Origin of the sequence: Burkholderia sp. BE17 (assembly GCF_009362305.1) — a bacterium.
GTDB lineage: Bacteria > Pseudomonadota > Gammaproteobacteria > Burkholderiales > Burkholderiaceae > Burkholderia > Burkholderia pyrrocinia_C.
The window spans coordinates 59,765-74,050 of record NZ_WHNU01000034.1 but is presented as its reverse complement, the minus strand read 5'-3'; the positions used below and the strand labels follow the sequence as shown (position 1 = coordinate 74,050).

The 14,286-nt window shown below is 66.9% G+C and carries 17 protein-coding genes; 8 read left to right on the top strand and 9 right to left on the bottom strand.

Annotation, left to right across the window (positions count from 1 at the left end; translation table 11 throughout):
• Positions 1-93 precede the first annotated feature (93 nt).
• Entirely contained in the window at positions 94-1,059 is a 966-nt protein-coding gene (locus GD429_RS26730) for a LysR family transcriptional regulator (RefSeq protein WP_152861384.1), read from the top strand.
• A 31-nt stretch (positions 1,060-1,090) separates the two neighbouring features.
• Here GD429_RS26730 and GD429_RS26725 read toward each other — a convergent pair whose 3' ends face one another.
• Both GD429_RS26725 and GD429_RS26720 read right to left on the bottom strand, forming a co-directional pair.
• Positions 1,091-1,798 carry an SDR family NAD(P)-dependent oxidoreductase gene (locus GD429_RS26725; RefSeq protein WP_152861382.1) on the bottom strand — a complete coding sequence of 236 codons (708 nt, stop codon included), beginning with the start codon at positions 1,796-1,798 and terminating at the stop codon, positions 1,091-1,093.
• 669 nt (positions 1,799-2,467) lie between these two features.
• On the bottom strand, positions 2,468-3,343 hold the full coding sequence (locus GD429_RS26720) for a lipid A biosynthesis lauroyl acyltransferase (protein ID WP_152861380.1): 876 nt from the start codon (positions 3,341-3,343) through the stop codon (positions 2,468-2,470).
• 140 nt (positions 3,344-3,483) lie between these two features.
• On the opposite strand from GD429_RS26720, the gene GD429_RS42130 reads away from it, so the two are divergent.
• The 4 genes from GD429_RS42130 to GD429_RS26700 all read left to right on the top strand — a co-directional run bounded on the left by GD429_RS42130 (position 3,484) and on the right by GD429_RS26700 (position 5,507).
• Positions 3,484-3,735 carry a hypothetical protein gene (locus GD429_RS42130; protein ID WP_193727199.1) on the top strand — a complete coding sequence of 84 codons (252 nt, stop codon included), beginning with the start codon at positions 3,484-3,486 and terminating at the stop codon, positions 3,733-3,735.
• A gap of 351 nt (positions 3,736-4,086) precedes the next feature.
• Complete coding sequence (locus GD429_RS26710) at positions 4,087-4,560, top strand: universal stress protein (protein ID WP_152861461.1); 474 nt, start codon at positions 4,087-4,089, stop codon at positions 4,558-4,560.
• A 49-nt stretch (positions 4,561-4,609) separates the two neighbouring features.
• On the top strand, positions 4,610-4,885 hold the full coding sequence (locus GD429_RS26705) for a DUF1488 domain-containing protein (protein WP_152861378.1): 276 nt from the start codon (positions 4,610-4,612) through the stop codon (positions 4,883-4,885).
• A 187-nt stretch (positions 4,886-5,072) separates the two neighbouring features.
• On the top strand, positions 5,073-5,507 hold the full coding sequence (locus GD429_RS26700) for an Hsp20/alpha crystallin family protein (RefSeq protein ID WP_152861376.1): 435 nt from the start codon (positions 5,073-5,075) through the stop codon (positions 5,505-5,507).
• Between the two features lie 101 nt (positions 5,508-5,608).
• Here the strand turns inward: GD429_RS26700 and GD429_RS26695 are convergent, their stop codons facing one another.
• Complete coding sequence (locus GD429_RS26695; protein ID WP_152861374.1) at positions 5,609-6,283, bottom strand: nitroreductase family protein; 675 nt, start codon at positions 6,281-6,283, stop codon at positions 5,609-5,611.
• Between the two features lie 230 nt (positions 6,284-6,513).
• On the opposite strand from GD429_RS26695, the gene GD429_RS26690 reads away from it, so the two are divergent.
• Together GD429_RS26690 and GD429_RS26685 are read left to right on the top strand one after the other, a co-directional pair.
• Complete coding sequence (locus tag GD429_RS26690) at positions 6,514-7,164, top strand: BON domain-containing protein (protein ID WP_152861372.1); 651 nt, start codon at positions 6,514-6,516, stop codon at positions 7,162-7,164.
• A gap of 55 nt (positions 7,165-7,219) precedes the next feature.
• The gene (locus GD429_RS26685) at positions 7,220-7,459 is read left to right on the top strand and encodes a hypothetical protein (RefSeq protein ID WP_152861370.1); all 240 of its coding nucleotides are present in this window, start codon (positions 7,220-7,222) and stop codon (positions 7,457-7,459) included.
• Between the two features lie 86 nt (positions 7,460-7,545).
• Here GD429_RS26685 and GD429_RS26680 read toward each other — a convergent pair whose 3' ends face one another.
• The 5 genes from GD429_RS26680 to GD429_RS26660 form a co-directional block, all read right to left on the bottom strand.
• The gene (locus tag GD429_RS26680; protein ID WP_152861368.1) at positions 7,546-9,312 is read right to left on the bottom strand and encodes a SulP family inorganic anion transporter; all 1,767 of its coding nucleotides are present in this window, start codon (positions 9,310-9,312) and stop codon (positions 7,546-7,548) included.
• Positions 9,313-9,498: 186 nt separating this feature from the next.
• Positions 9,499-9,759 carry a hypothetical protein gene (locus GD429_RS26675; protein WP_152861366.1) on the bottom strand — a complete coding sequence of 87 codons (261 nt, stop codon included), beginning with the start codon at positions 9,757-9,759 and terminating at the stop codon, positions 9,499-9,501.
• Positions 9,760-9,903: 144 nt separating this feature from the next.
• Positions 9,904-10,842 carry an LOG family protein gene (locus GD429_RS26670; protein WP_152861364.1) on the bottom strand — a complete coding sequence of 313 codons (939 nt, stop codon included), beginning with the start codon at positions 10,840-10,842 and terminating at the stop codon, positions 9,904-9,906.
• A gap of 27 nt (positions 10,843-10,869) precedes the next feature.
• Complete coding sequence (locus GD429_RS26665) at positions 10,870-11,205, bottom strand: c-type cytochrome (protein ID WP_152861362.1); 336 nt, start codon at positions 11,203-11,205, stop codon at positions 10,870-10,872.
• A gap of 40 nt (positions 11,206-11,245) precedes the next feature.
• Positions 11,246-12,247, bottom strand: a complete 1,002-nt coding sequence (locus tag GD429_RS26660) for an Acg family FMN-binding oxidoreductase (protein ID WP_152861360.1) — start codon at positions 12,245-12,247, stop codon at positions 11,246-11,248.
• A 176-nt stretch (positions 12,248-12,423) separates the two neighbouring features.
• On the opposite strand from GD429_RS26660, the gene GD429_RS26655 reads away from it, so the two are divergent.
• Positions 12,424-13,413: a zinc-dependent alcohol dehydrogenase family protein gene (locus GD429_RS26655; protein WP_152861459.1), complete on the top strand. Its 990-nt coding sequence runs from the start codon at positions 12,424-12,426 to the stop codon at positions 13,411-13,413.
• Positions 13,414-13,447: 34 nt separating this feature from the next.
• On the opposite strand, the gene fnr is transcribed toward GD429_RS26655, so the two are convergent.
• A complete protein-coding gene (gene fnr, locus GD429_RS26650; RefSeq protein ID WP_152861358.1) occupies positions 13,448-14,221 on the bottom strand; it encodes a fumarate/nitrate reduction transcriptional regulator Fnr in 774 nt (257 codons plus the stop codon).
• Positions 14,222-14,286 lie beyond the last annotated feature (65 nt).

Genomic DNA, 14,286 nt, shown 5'->3' with positions numbered 1-14,286 from the left:
ACGCCACGCGCGCCGGCTGGTTTCCCGCGCGATATTCATGCACACTCGTTGCTTCATCGCGCGCCCCACACCGGAGACGGCAGGAACCGCACCATGCAACGACAATTCGACGATCTGCTGCTGGGCAGCATCGAGCTGTTCTGTCTCGCCGCCGAACTCGGCAGCTTCACGCTGGCGGCAACCGCGGCGAGCGTCACGCCGGCCGCGGTCAGCCGATCGGTGGCGCGGCTCGAGGAGCGTCTCGGCGTGCGCCTGTTCGTGCGTACGACACGGCAGATCCGCCTGACCGATTCCGGCCGGCGCTATTTCGAGCAATGCCGCGATGCGCTGTCGCAGCTCGTCGACGCGGAACGCGAAGCGACCGGCCAGCAGGCAACGCCCGCCGGCGTGCTCCGGATCAGCATGCCGACGCCGTACGGGCACTACCGCGTGCTGCCGCTGCTGCCCGCGTTTCGCGAGCGCTATCCGGACGTGCGCGTCGAAACCCACCTGAGCAATCGCAACATCGATTTCGCCGAAGAAGGCTTCGATCTCGCGATCCGCGGCCGCGCGCCGGCCGATTCGAACCTGGTCGCGCGCAAGCTTGAGGACGCCGCGCTCGTGATCGTCGCGACGCCCGGTTATCTGAAGCGCGCGGGCACGCCGACCGCCGTCGACGATCTGCATGCGCACGAATGCATCCAGTTCGAGCTGCCGAGCAGCGGGCGGCCGATTCCCTGGCTGTTCCACGACGGATCGGACGAGATCGATATCGCGACGACCGGCAGCTACAGTACGTCGGGCGACGTCCTCGCCCGCGTGACGCTCGCGCGCAGCGGTGCGGGCCTGTTCCAGACCTACCGCTTCATCGTCGAACAGGATCTGCGCACCGGTACGCTCGTGGAGGTGCTGCCCGGCCTTGGCGGCCGGTCGCGGCCGTTCATGCTGCTGTATCCGCATGCGCGTTTTCTGTCGTCGCGCGTGCGCGTGTTCGTCGACTTTCTCGTCGAGCATCTGGAGCGCGCGCCCGCCAGGCAGGCGCGCGGCACACGCACCAAACGAGCCGCCGCATCGCGCTAGGCACGCCGGCTCGTTCTTTCGATGTCGATGCTCAATGTCCGGCGCTCTGGCCGCCGTCGACGTGCAGGATCTCGCCGGTGACGAACGGCGCCGAATCGAGATACAGGATCGCGTCGACGATGTCGCTCATCTCGCCCATGCGGCCGACCGGGTGCAGCGACGCGAGCGTCGCATGCGTTTCGGGCGCATGCATCGGCGACTTGATGATGCCCGGCGACACCGCATTGACGCGGATGCCGGCCTTTGCGTACTCGATCGCTAGCGATTTCGTCGCCGCATTCAATCCGCCTTTCGTCAGCGATGCGAGCACCGACGGCACGTTGCTGTTCGCGTGATCGACGAGGCTCGTCGTGATGCTGACCACGTGCCCGCTGCCGTGCTGCTGCATCGCTGCGATCGCGCGCTGCGTGACGTGGAAGAAACCGTTCAGGTTGACGCTCGTGACCTGCGCGTAGTCGTCCGCGGTGTACTGCGTGAACGGCTTCGCGATGAACACGCCGGCGTTGTTGACGAGCGTGTCGACGCGGCCGAAGCGTTCGATTGCCGCGTCGACCACGCGACGCGCGACGGCCGGATCGCCGATGTCTCCCGCGACGGTGACGAGATCGGGATCGTTCGACGGCCCGATCGAACGGGAAGTCGCGACGACGCGATGGCCGCGTGCGCGGAACGCGTTGACCGTTTCCGCACCGATGCCTTGCGATGCGCCGGTGACGATGATGACTTTGGATGTGCTCATGACATGCCTCGACAGGTGAATGGTGTTCGGCTGCAGTGCCGACCGGATCGATGAATCCGATGGGCAAACTGTAGGCGCGCCGATCACGATTTCGAACACCCGCCGTGGAGCAACAGTCTTGCGTCGCGGGAACAAATGCGGGGGAGGGTGGGGTTGACGCGTGGCGCTTTCATCGAGGAGAGCGATTCCCCCTTGGCCCGACGGGTGAGCCGATGAAGCAGGGGTGGTTACTGCGCGATGGCGATCGCCAGCACCGCCGTTCGCGGCAACATGGTTGGAATACGGCCAACACTGCATTCAGATTTGTCTGCCTTGGAACACGCAGTTGGATAAATTCATACATCTATCCGGATAACTTTTCTTATCACAACAGCATTGTCGCAAATCAAATCTCGACGTTTCAGAAACGTGCCTGACGGCACCGTCCGGACCATTCCGATGTGACTCGCCATCGATTCGAGGGCAGGGGAGCAGTCGCAAAAAGTGCGGCTGCCCCGGCCGGCAACGGTCTTGAGGCGAACGTTCGCATTCAACCCCAGGTGCTCATCCGCGCATGCAAATGGACTACGCAGCCGCATTCGCTCAATCGCGCACGGGCACGCGGGCACGGAAAATATCCATCAAGTTCGCATCCGTGCCCCAACGCCGTATTTCGCCGCCCCTGCATCGTCAATAGACGCCTGGCTCGCCCGCCGGACGATGCTTGAACCGTCGGTGCACCCAGTAGTACTGCTCGGGAAATCGAAGGATCTGCTCTTCGAGAAAGGAATTCATCGTGCGCGCGTCGGACGACTCGCTGCCTGTCGGATAGCTGTCGAGCGGTTCGAAGATGGTCAGCTTGTAGCCGCGGAATGCCGGCAGCACTTCAGTCACGAACGGTACGACCCGCGCGCCGCTCAGCTTCGCCAGCCGCGATACCGACGTCAATGTGCAGGCCTGCACGCCGAACAGCGGCGCAAACACCGAACCCGTCGTGCCGTGATCCATGTCCGCGGCTAGCATCACCGGGGTGCCCGCGCGCAGAAGCCGGACGAGGTGTTTCGCGCTTGCGCTGCGTTCGATCATCTCGGCGCCGAAGCGTCCGCGCTGACGCTTGGCGAGATCGCACAAACGGCGGTTCGACATGCGCGTGTAGAGTGCCGCCACGGGCAGCGACGACGAATAGAGCATGCAGCCCACCTCGATGCCGACGAAGTGAAAACCCATGAAGATCGTCGGCGGCGCATCCGGATCGTGGAGATCGATGCGGCTGTCGAGCTCGACCAGCCGACCGAGCGACCGCGCGCTACCGAACCACTGGAACCCGCGCTCCAGGTAGCTCCGGACGACGTGTTCGAAATGGGCACGCGCGAGCACGTCGCGTTCCTCGTCGGTCTTCAGCGGAAAGCAGAGCTGCAGGTTGACATGCACCACGTGCTTGCGTCGGCTCGGTATCCGGTAGAGCGCAGCGCCGATGCCGCTGCCGGTTCTCGCGACCAGCGCGTACGGAAGGATGGACAGGAACCGTAGGAGGCCGAACAGCAGCCAATACCCGAGAGCGTTCATGATGATGGACTTCCGTCTGTTGACTGCCCGGCGCCGCTCGAGTCGAGTGATGGGGTACGGGGAAATCGGGTTGTGTCGAGAGCGTGCAAGGCAGGTGCATCCGCGACCGCCTCTGACGGCGGCCGCGCGCCGGGCCGTTGATGGCCGACCGCTTCGATCCGACGTTCGAAGCGATACGCGATGGCGGGTGGAAAGTTCATCCGCGCGATGCCGGCTCGGACGGCGCGGATGCGCATGGCCTCCAGATAGCGCGCCGGGAGCGGGCAGCGCGGCACATACGTGAATCGATGGAACGCGCCACCGGCAGCCTGGTGGCGCGCGAAGGCGCAGTGAACGGTCGCGGCGGCCTGTTCGGCCGGCATCGCGACGATGTGGCAATCCGCTTACGATAACACGTGCGCGCTCCCCGCCGAAGAAGTCTCTCCGGCGTGCCAAGCCGGGCCGCATCCATCCGCATGATCCGCAACGCGGGAAACCGATGCCGAAGGGCGTTCGCGAAAGCGGGTCGGCTCCCCGTGAAACTCGCGGCCGTCCTCGTCGGCTATCGCCAATCCATCGTCATCAACGCCGCTCGCCGCTGGGTGCCGCATCTCATTCGGCAGCCCTGCCTCGTTTCGCGACCCTCATTCCTTTTTGTCGATTTTCGCACCGTTGATTTCGGTCAACGTCCGATCCCGGCGAGCGCTGATGATGGAGACAAGTCCAAACGTCGCATGCACGCCTGCCCATCCCGCGAGGTCCGTATGTACACGAATATCATGGTCGCCTTAGACGGTAGCGCTTCATCCAGACAAGCGCTCGACGAAGGCCTGAAGATGGCCCGCTTGTACCAGGCCCGCCTGTTTGCCGTTTTCGTCGTCGACAAATCCATCTTGCTCAGCTATGCCGGACGACTCGACCCGAATGCATTGATCGAGGAGGTCAGGCACGACGGTGTGACGGTGCTGCGAGATGCCGAACGGGCGATCGCGCGCGCGGGGGTGAACGGCGATACGGAAATCGTCGAAACGGAGCTCGGCCAGGATGTTGCGGAACGCCTGCAGCGCCATGTCGCCGAACATGCGATCGATCTGGCCGTACTCGGCACGCATGGGCGCCGCGGCATCCGGCGCGTGATGCTCGGCAGCGTCGCGGAACGCTTCCTGCGCACGTCGAGTTGCCCGGTTCTGCTCGTGCGCGGCGACGACGCGGCGCGTGCAGCCGCTGCGGCCGCTTAGCACGACCGCGCAAGCACCGGTCGGTGCGTCATTCCGTCAGGAGACCGTCATGGAAATCTCGTTTCCCGTCGAACCACCGGCGTATTCCGGGCAGGAGCCCGCGCTGGCCTTTCCCGCGCTGGTCGAAGGCCGGCGCGTGCAATGCGCGATCACGGCCGCGGCGCTGGAAGACCATTTCCTCGCCGCATCGCCTCGGGAGCCGGATCTCGTGGCCGCGTTCTCGTGCAATCGTCCCGCCATCGAACGCGCGGCGCGCCGCATGCTCGAGGAACTCGGCGGCCGGCCGATCCTGCTCCACAGCGGATTTTTCCGGTTCTGCACGTGACCGGCTCGCGCCGTTGACGCGTATCAAGCCGCAGCCGGCCCGCGCGTCTACGCTGAATTCCTGACAGGATGGTTCGTTCCCCGCGCGACAGGCGCATGTCGCAGCGACGCGTCCCGCATTCCGGTCCGGCACCGTCAGGACGAACGCGCCGGGCCGACCCAACTCAACCGTTCGAGGAGTGCACATCATGAGCAATCTGACTCGCTACGATCCGTTTTCGATGGACCCCGTCTCCGACCTGTTTCAGGGGCTGTTCAGGCCGTTGCGAGGCATGACGCTGACGGACGAACCCGATCTCGCGTCGGTGAAGATCGACGTCACGGAAAGCGATGACGCCTATAAGGTCAACGCGGAACTGCCGGGCGTCGCGAAGGACGACATCGACGTCCAGGTGACGGGCCGAACCGTATCGATCAACGCGAAGATCGAACGCAACAACGAGCAGAAGGAAGGCGAGCGCGTGATCCGGCGCGAGCGCTACAGCGGCGCGATCAGCCGCTCGTTCTCGCTGCCTGGCGAGATCGACGACGCGAAAGCGACGGCAGCGTATCAGGACGGCGTCCTGACGCTGTCGCTGCCGAAGAAGACGCCGGCCGGGCAGAAGAAGCTGACGATCGGCTGATCGGGCGGCAGGCGCCGGGCGATGCATGCATCGCCCGAAGCGGGAAACCGGCGCGCGGGCAATCCGCGCGCCGTTTCATCGTGTAGCGGCCGCAGGTCCGCTCACGCACCCGGCACCGTACCACTCGCACCACCGAGCCGGTATCCGACGGTCTGCGCGAGGATCGGGAGTTCGTCCTCGTTCAGGCGCAGCGCGTCGGCGAGCGCGCGATGGTTGATCCAGCCGCGCACGACCGTCCCGAGGCCGGCCGCCGCGCAGTAGAGCGAAACGTTCTGCGCGATGGCCCCGGCCGCGATCGCCGAGAATACGTCGCGTTGTTGCGGCGGCATGGCGAGTATCGCGGCGGTCCGGACGACGTAGACGAGATCCAGCGGCGCGCGTCCGACGAAATCCTGGTAACCCGTCAGATTGCGCGCATCGACCGCGTGTTTGAGCACGAGTCGATGCGCGGGCGCGTCGTAGCGATAGACGCCGTGCGGCAGCGCGACATAGATGTCGATTTCATTGAATGCATGCGCGGACGGCGCCGTACGACCGCCGCTCGCCGGCCGGTTGATGCCGTTCGCGGCCCACAGCATCGTGCCGAGCGTCGTGGGCGGGAGCGGCGTGGCGGCGAATTCGCGGGAACTCATTCTTGCCGCGAGCGCCATCGTCAAGGGCATGCCGTCGTCGAGGTTCGGGCGCGGCAGATCGACGATGGCGGGCGACTCCCCTAGTGGCGCCGCCGGCAGTGCCGGGGGCGCCGGCGAATAGGTCAACAGTTGCTGTTCCGACATTTGAGTCTCCTTCGAGCAACGCTGCGCGTGCCTGGAACGTCGCGCATCGGCGATCTCACGATAAGGCGGCCGGGCCGCCCCGGCTTGACCTTCGTCAAGCGCCGCATGCGCAGCCTGCAACGTGCGGCGCGAGATATCCGTTGACCTGCATCAGCGATCGGGCGCCGCGCGTGTGCAAATCTGGCTGCATGCGGCGGACGGGCACGCCGCGGCTCACAGGAGTGCACGCGATGAAAACCGACAAGCAGTTGAAGCAGGACGTTCAGGATGAACTGGAGTCAGACCCGGCGATTGACGCGACACGCATCGGTGTCGAGGTAGCCGACCGGATCGTGACGATATCGGGTCACCCGCCAAGCTACGCGGAGAAACTGGCGATCGAGCGCGCGGCGAACCGCGTGGCCGGCGTCAAGGCGCTGGTCGTCGACATGACCGTGCATCTGCCGAACGACGACGTCCGCACCGACGAGGACATTGCCAACGCAGTGCGTTCGGTGCTGCACTGGACGGTCGGGCTGAACGACGATGCGGTCAAGGTGCAGGTCGAGCACGGCTGGATCACGCTGTCCGGCAAGGTCGACTGGGCATACCAGAGCCATGCGGCCGTGCGCGCGATCTCGCAGATGCGCAGCGTGACCGGCGTGACCGACCACATCAGCGTGGAGGGGGTGGTCGGATCGGCCGACATCGGCGGCAACATCAAGCGCGCGATCATGCGTCACGCGGAGCGCGAGGCGAAGCACATCGCGATCGAGGTGCGCGACGGCACCGTGCGGCTTTCCGGCAAGGTCGGCTCGTTCTCCGAGCGCAAGGCCGTGCGCGGCGCCGCGTGGTCCGCACGAGGCGTGCGTGCCGTCGTCGACGACCTGGTCGTCGAGTGAATCCGGGCAGCGGCGGCCGGACATGCCGTCCGCGCGGATGAAGGAGGGAAGCGAGATGACAGTGTCAGGCGAGGTACATGACGCGGACTGGTCGGTGGCGATCGAGACGAGCGCCGCCGAAACGGGCGGCTATCGTTGCAGGATCCATGTGACGCTCACGTCGCCGGATGGCGCGTGCGAACACACGTTCGCGCATAACAGGACCCACGCCACCGAGCGCGAGGCCGCGGTCGAAGGGCTGCGAGCCGGGATGACGTGGGTCGAGATGCGGAAATCGAACACCTTCACGGTCTGAATCGCCGGCTGTCGCGGGCGTGTCGCATCGATGCCGAGTTCGTGGGGCATGCGATGCGACACGCGCCATCGCACGCATTCGCGTGGCTAGCCGTCCGCCCGATCTTCAGCGGGGCCCGACGACGACGGACGCACGACGTGTTCGCCGGCGCGCGCATGTTTGTCATGTCGCTGGACATGATGCGCGACGGCGTCGGCCACGGTCGGAAAGAAGCTGGCTGATCCGAATACGTCGAACAAGCCGTAAGCGCGCAGGCGATCCTTCACCGGGCCCTTCATTTCCGCGAAATCCAGCGCGATGCCTTGCTCGCCGAGCTCCTCGCGAAGCGCCACGAGCCGGTCCGCCGCGCTGACATCGATATCGGTGACGGGTTCTGCCGCGACGACGATTCGATCGACCGGGCCCGCCGCTCGCGTGAGCGCGGCATGCAGATGCTCGCAGAAGATCTCGACATTGGCGTAGAAAAGCGGCGCATCCCAGCGGAACAGCACGAGCCCGGGCGTTTGCACGGCGTCCGGATGGCGCGCGATGTCGTGATAACCGCGAACGCCCGCCAGCCGGCCAAGCACCGCATCGTACGGATGCCAGGCGCGCCAGACGAACGACAGCAGCGACAGCGCGCTTGCGAGCAGGACGCCGGGTACGACACCCATGCCGATGACGCCTGCAAAGCACAGCACTGAAATCAGGCATTCGCCGCGACGCATCCGATACAGTCGGACCACGCTGCGGACGTCGGCGATGCCGAACGCGGCATAGATCACGACGGCAGCCAGCGCCGCGCGCGGGACGAGCGTCAGCAGCGCCGGCGCGGCAATCAGCAGCAACGCGATGCAGCCCGCCGCGACGAGATTCGTGACCTGGCTTTGCGCGCCCGCGGCAATCGCGACGGGCGTGCGGGACGCGCTGCTGCTGACCGCGCAGCCCTGCATCACGCCGGCCAGCAGATTCGCCGCCCCCAATGCGACCAGTTCCTGGTTGCGGTCCGGCGTGTCGCCCGCACGAGCGGAAAGGGCACGCGACAACATGCTGATGTCGGCGAACGACACCAGTGCCACGGCGACCGCGCCGGACGCAAGCGCGGTCAGGTCGGCGAGCGACACGACCGGAAGATGGGGCGTGGGCGCGCCGGCGGGCAATGCGCCGACCGTCACGACCCCGTGCAACGGCGCCACGCGTGCGGCCAGGGTCGCCGCCAGCACGGCGATCAATACGCCGGGCCAACGCGGCATCATGCGCTTCATGGCCGCAATCGCCGCCAGAACGCCCACGCCCAGCAAACAGGCATCGGGAGAAAACCGCTGCTCGAAGAGGGCTCGCACGATGTGCGACAGGCCGGAGAACACGTCGTTGCCGGAGACGGACATGCCGAGCAGCTCGGGCAGCCTGCCGACTGCAAGTGCGATGGCGATGCCGTTCAGGTAACCGTACTGGATCGGGCGCGACAGCAGATCGGTGACGAAACCGAGGCGGAGCGTACCGAGCAGGATGCAGATCGTTCCGGCCGACAGTGCCAGCGCGCCGGACAGCGCGATGGCCCGCTGCGGATCATGGTCGGCGAGCGGTGCGATGGCCCCCGCGATCAACGCCGCCAGCGCGGAATCCGGGCCCAGGACGAGGATCCGGCTCGGGCCGAGCACCGCGTAGGCGAGCAACGCGGCGATCGACGCATAGAGCCCGGTGACGGCGGGCAGGCCGGCCGCCTCCGCGTAGCTCATGCCGACCGGCACCAGCACCGCCGACAGCGCCATGCCCGCATACAGGTCGTGCGAGAGCCATGCACGCCGGTAGTTCGCGAGCAGCGCGATGCCCGGGAGCATGCGCGCGACGCGTCCGGAAAGAGGCCGGTTCATCGCGGTTTCGTCACGGAACAGCCGCGGCGACGTGAATGGCTTGCTCCGGCAAGCGTGGATTCGACTGGATGCCGCCGGACCGTAACAGGCGCGCGAAATGCTGGAGCGGGAAGCGCCATCGAGCCGAATGACGGGGCCGCGGCCGCCTGATCAGGTACCGGCGCCGCGACACGACGGCGCTCGACATCACGCCGCGTCGAGCACCGAAAGCTGCAGCGCCTGCGCGAATCGGGCCAGCGCGGCAAGCGATCCTGTCACGCTTTCGTAGCGTTCGCGCCCGATCTGGGCGTCGAGCATGACCATCATGCCGGCTTCGCGCGCAAGTGCGAGGAGCGCCTGCCTATCGGGTACCGCGCATCCCTGCGCGGTGGGCGCGGCGGGCCTGGAGGTGCCGGTGCGGCCGGCTGCCCGGTTTCCCGGTTCGAAACAAGACATCGCGTGTGGCATGACGGCTCTCCTGAACGAACGACCGGGAATCGGTGTGCCGTACAAGCGGTCGTCGTGCATCCAGTATCGGTTCCGCTCTTGCGGGATTCAATCAGGCGGCCCCGAACCGCGTGTAGGAAATGGGCAAATGAAATCGGCCGATTCCTACATCGCGCGGTTCGCCCGTGAAGTCACGCGCCGTGGCGGCCGCGATCGCCGCTGCGCATACCAGCAGCCGATTGCGTGCCAGATGTCCTGCGCCGATTCGCAATAGACGAACAAGTCGAGATCGCTGCGATCGATCATCCCGTCGTCCGCGAGAAAGGCGAAATCGACGACGCGGCGCCAGTATGCCTCGCCGACGAGGATGACCGGAAGCGGCGCGATCTTCCGGGTTTGCAGCAGCGTCAGCACCTCGAACAACTCGTCGCAGGTGCCGTACCCGCCCGGGAAGAACACGGCGGCTTTCGCGCGCTCGAGCAGATGCAGCTTGCGGATCGCGAAATAGTGAAAGCGGAAGCACAGGGCCGGCGTGAGGTAGGGATTGGGCGCCTGTTCGCGCGGAAGTTCGATGTTCAAGCCGATGCTCGGTGCGCCCCTTTCGTATGCGCCTCGATTGGCGGCCTCCATGATGCCCGGGCCGCCGCCGGTGATCACGGCGAGCCTTGCCGTGCGGGTGCGCCGGTCGGCACGGCCGACGATGCGCCCGAATTCGCGCGCGACGCGATAGTAGACGCTGTATTTGACCAGACGGCTCGCCGTCGCGACGGCGCGGCGCCGGCGAGCGTCGTGCGGCCGCTCCGCCAGCGCACGGCTCGCTTCGCGCAGCCGCGCATTGGCTTCGGCGGGCGCGACGATGCGCGTGCTGCCGTAGATCACGATGGTGTGGCCGATGCGTTCCTGCTGCAGGCGCTCCTCGGCTTTCCAGTAGTCGAGTTGCAGCCGGATGCCACGCATGCCGGGGCGCTTCAGGAGCGTCGTGTCTTCATCGGCCTGTATGCAGTTCGCGGTCTCGGCCCGGCGCCGGATCGGCCGTGAAAGGGCGCGCGAGGGTCGCGCGCGACGTTGCCGGGCCCTGACGGCGGTCGGTTTGACTACGCTCATGGTGGAAGGGGTGGCTGACAAGGCCGGTTACTGACTCAGGACCCATTGCACCAGTTGACGGGCGTCGTCACGCGATAGCGGGCCGCCGCGCTCGGCGGCGGACGGCATCGGCGTATCGCCCCAATGCGCGCGGCCGCCGTGGCGCAGCTTGATTTCGAGTTGCTCCTGGGCGTGCGGCACGCCCCGGTAGCGTTCCGCGATCTGGTGGAACGATGGCGCGAGGAACGGCATGTCGGATGTATGGCAAAACATGCAGTGCTGGGCATCGACGAGCGCGGTCGGTTCGGGCACCGCCGTCTGGGCGGCCGCGATGCCGGCCGTCGCGGCGAACATGCAGGCGGCGAGTAGGCGTGTGACGTTCATGGTTTTTTTCCTCGTCAGGACGAAAGCGGGCGCAGCGCGATCAGGAAATCACTTCATCGAGCGGTCGGCGCGGCGAATGCGGCACATGCGGGCCGCGCCCGATGCGCAGCAGCAGTTGCGGATGCCCGCGCAGCGCGAGCATGTCGCACAGCTGCGCGCGCAACCCGGCCGTCTCGATCGGCTGGTTCAGGTACGACGCCGTGTAGCCCGCACGCGTCGCGACCAGCAGCATGCGCTCGAGCGCTTGCCCGGCGGCGAGCCAGGCCTCGCGATCGTCGCGAGCCGTCGCGATGCAGACGATCAGCGGCGACGCACCGACGAGCTGGTGGTGCAGCGCGGCCAGGCCGTTGCCGAGATCGAACGTGCGCACCGCGGTCGTCACGATCGGCGCCGCGAAATCCAGCAGCGCCGGCACGCCGGCCGCGAAGGCGGGCATGCCGTCGACGTGCCGCCGCGGATCGATCCAGCTCGCCAGTTCGCGCCGGAACCGCGGGTCCGCAAACTGCTGGCGATCCGCGTCGGCGATCACCTCGGCCACCCGGGCGCGCCGCGCGATCGAGTCGGCACAGGCCACGTCCGCGCCTTCCGCGGCGCCCGCCGCGATCAGCGCGTGCTGGAGCGCGTCCGGAACGGGTTCGGATTCGAACGGGGTGCGCGTCGTGACGCGCTCGGGGATCGCGGCGAACAGCGTACCCAGTTCCGCATCGGTGTAGCCGTCGTCGCACACGCGCACGAGCGCCAGGACGTCGGGATCGATGTCGGACGGGAACGCGCTGATCGTATGCGCGATTCCGGCGTGATTGAGCGCGACGCGGAGGTTGAGCAGCGCCGCGCCGCAACTGATGATCAGTTCGCGATCGTACGGATCGACCACGGGCAGCGCGCGAACCCGGTCCGCGCAGATAGCAATCGTCGTGCCGTCGACGATGAACCGCCACGGCTGGGAATTGTGGCTCGACGGCGCCAGCACCGCGTAGCCCAGCAGCGACCGCAGTCGATCGTCGAGACGGGGGCTTGCAGCAATGGGGGTAACGGATGTCATTCGGCAATCTCCAGGGAGCCGGCCAGCGGCGGTACGCCATTTCATCCTGTCAGTAACCGGCCGGCGGCCGTTGACCCACGTCAAGCCCGCGTTACCGAGTCGTACGGATGCGGTTCCATGCGGCTACGCTTGGAACAGGCGAAGCGCGCGAGGCCGATCGCGCGGGGGAGATCCAGATGCTTGCGATGATGTTCGACGGGACGACACCGGAGTTGCGCGAGGCACACGTGCCGGACCCGCGGCCCGCGGCGGGCCAGCTGCTGATCGACGTGCACGCATGCGGCGTATGCCGTACCGATCTCCACGTCGTCGACGGCGATCTCGCGCATCCGAAGCTGCCGCTGATTCCGGGGCATGAAATCGTCGGGACGGTGCGCTCGCTGGGCGCTGGCGTGACGGGTTTCGCGGTCGGCGACCGGGTTGGCGTGCCATGGCTCGGCCAGACCTGCGGGCATTGCGCGTATTGCGCCGCCGGGCGGGAGAATCTGTGCGACAGCCCCGGATTCACCGGCTATACGATCGACGGCGGTTATGCCGAGCGCACCGTCGCGGACCACCGTTATTGCGTGCACCTGCCGCGGCGCTACGCCGACCAGGAGGCCGCACCGCTGCTTTGCGCCGGGCTGATCGGCTACCGTACGTTGCGCATGGCCGGCGACGCACGGCGAATCGGGATCTACGGGTTCGGCGCGGCAGCGCATCTCGTCGCGCAGATCGCACACCATGAAGGACGCCGGGTGTTCGCGCTGACGAAACCCGGCGACACCGCCGCGCAGCAGCTTGCGCTGTCGCTGGGGGCGGCATGGGCGGGCGGCAGCGACGAATCGCCGCCCGAGACGCTCGACGCCGCGCTGATTTTCGCGCCGGTCGGCGCACTGGTGCCGGCGGCGCTGCGCGCAGTCGACAAGGGCGGGATCGTCGTGTGCGGCGGCATTCACATGAGCGACATCCCGGCTTTTCCGTACGCGTGGCTGTGGGGCGAGCGCCGCATCGCATCGGTGGCCAACCTGACGCGCGAGGATGCCGTCGCGTTCATGCGGATCGCCGACGCGACGCCGCTGCGGGTCGAAGCAACGCGCTATGCGCTGACCGACGCGAATCGCGCGCTGTCGGACCTGCGCACGGGGCATCTGTCGGGCGCCGCCGTGCTCGACACGCGCGGCTGAACCGCGCGATGTGCGAGCCGGGAAATCCGCGGCGTCAGATGCGCGCGAGCCCTTCCGAATCGACGATGCGGATCTGCTTGCCCTGCGCCGCGAGCAGCCCTTTCTGCTGGAACTTCGACAGCATGCGGCTGACCGTCTCGAGTTTCATGCCGAGATACTCGCCAATTTCGTCGCGGGTCATCCGCAGCACGAATTCCGCGGCCGAGTAGCCGCGCGCCTTGAAACGCGTGGACAGATTCAGCAGGAACGCGGCCACGCGCTGTTCCGCGCTCATCGTACCGAGCAGCAGCATCAGCGCGGACTCGCGGACAATCTCGCCGCTCATCATCTGGTAGACGTGGTGTTGCATCGTCCGTACCTCGCGGCACATCTGTTCGAGCTGGCTGAACGGAATGATGCAGACGGTGCTGTCTTCGAGCGCGACCGCATCGCCGTTGTGATGGCCGGTGTGCACGCCCTCCAGCCCGAGCGATTCGCCGACGATCTGGAAGCCGGTTACCTGCTCGTCGCCGTCGCGATGCATGACGACGGTCTTGAACGATCCGGTTCTCACCGCGTAGATGCTGTTGAAGGTATCGCCGGCCCGATACAGGGTGTCGCCACGCTTGATGTGACGCGTCGTGCAGATCATCGCGTCGACCCGCGCGAAATCGTCGGGGGTCAGCTCCTGGGGCAGGCAAACGGCGCGCAGCGCGCACGACGAACAGCGGGACGACGCGCGCTTCGGCTGGTCCGACCGCTCGACGGCGTGCAACGGAATAAAGGGGCGCGACTGCGGCGGCATCGACACTTCGGCATGGCTCTGCATGATCTGCTCCGGTTTGTTGGGCGGCGGCGAATCGCGTGGGCACGGTCGCGCTGGCCGCTACGGAC

What these genes read in the sequence shown, in the direction of transcription:
- GD429_RS26665 (WP_152861362.1), bottom strand. Translation starts at nt 11,205, where the DNA reads ATGAACGTCACACGCCTACTCGCCGCCTGCATGTTCGCCGCGACGGCC.
- GD429_RS26675 (WP_152861366.1), bottom strand. Translation starts at nt 9,759, where the DNA reads ATGCCACACGCGATGTCTTGTTTCGAACCGGGAAACCGGGCAGCCGGC.
- GD429_RS26670 (WP_152861364.1), bottom strand. Translation starts at nt 10,842, where the DNA reads ATGAGCGTAGTCAAACCGACCGCCGTCAGGGCCCGGCAACGTCGCGCG.
- GD429_RS26690 (WP_152861372.1), top strand. Translation starts at nt 6,514, where the DNA reads ATGAAAACCGACAAGCAGTTGAAGCAGGACGTTCAGGATGAACTGGAG.
- GD429_RS26660 (WP_152861360.1), bottom strand. Translation starts at nt 12,247, where the DNA reads ATGACATCCGTTACCCCCATTGCTGCAAGCCCCCGTCTCGACGATCGA.
- GD429_RS26680 (WP_152861368.1), bottom strand. Translation starts at nt 9,312, where the DNA reads ATGAACCGGCCTCTTTCCGGACGCGTCGCGCGCATGCTCCCGGGCATC.
- GD429_RS26655 (WP_152861459.1), top strand. Translation starts at nt 12,424, where the DNA reads ATGCTTGCGATGATGTTCGACGGGACGACACCGGAGTTGCGCGAGGCA.
- GD429_RS42130 (WP_193727199.1), top strand. Translation starts at nt 3,484, where the DNA reads ATGGCCGACCGCTTCGATCCGACGTTCGAAGCGATACGCGATGGCGGG.
- GD429_RS26685 (WP_152861370.1), top strand. Translation starts at nt 7,220, where the DNA reads ATGACAGTGTCAGGCGAGGTACATGACGCGGACTGGTCGGTGGCGATC.
- GD429_RS26730 (WP_152861384.1), top strand. Translation starts at nt 94, where the DNA reads ATGCAACGACAATTCGACGATCTGCTGCTGGGCAGCATCGAGCTGTTC.
- fnr (WP_152861358.1), bottom strand. Translation starts at nt 14,221, where the DNA reads ATGCAGAGCCATGCCGAAGTGTCGATGCCGCCGCAGTCGCGCCCCTTT.
- GD429_RS26710 (WP_152861461.1), top strand. Translation starts at nt 4,087, where the DNA reads ATGTACACGAATATCATGGTCGCCTTAGACGGTAGCGCTTCATCCAGA.
- GD429_RS26720 (WP_152861380.1), bottom strand. Translation starts at nt 3,343, where the DNA reads ATGAACGCTCTCGGGTATTGGCTGCTGTTCGGCCTCCTACGGTTCCTG.
- GD429_RS26700 (WP_152861376.1), top strand. Translation starts at nt 5,073, where the DNA reads ATGAGCAATCTGACTCGCTACGATCCGTTTTCGATGGACCCCGTCTCC.
- GD429_RS26725 (WP_152861382.1), bottom strand. Translation starts at nt 1,798, where the DNA reads ATGAGCACATCCAAAGTCATCATCGTCACCGGCGCATCGCAAGGCATC.
- GD429_RS26695 (WP_152861374.1), bottom strand. Translation starts at nt 6,283, where the DNA reads ATGTCGGAACAGCAACTGTTGACCTATTCGCCGGCGCCCCCGGCACTG.
- GD429_RS26705 (WP_152861378.1), top strand. Translation starts at nt 4,610, where the DNA reads ATGGAAATCTCGTTTCCCGTCGAACCACCGGCGTATTCCGGGCAGGAG.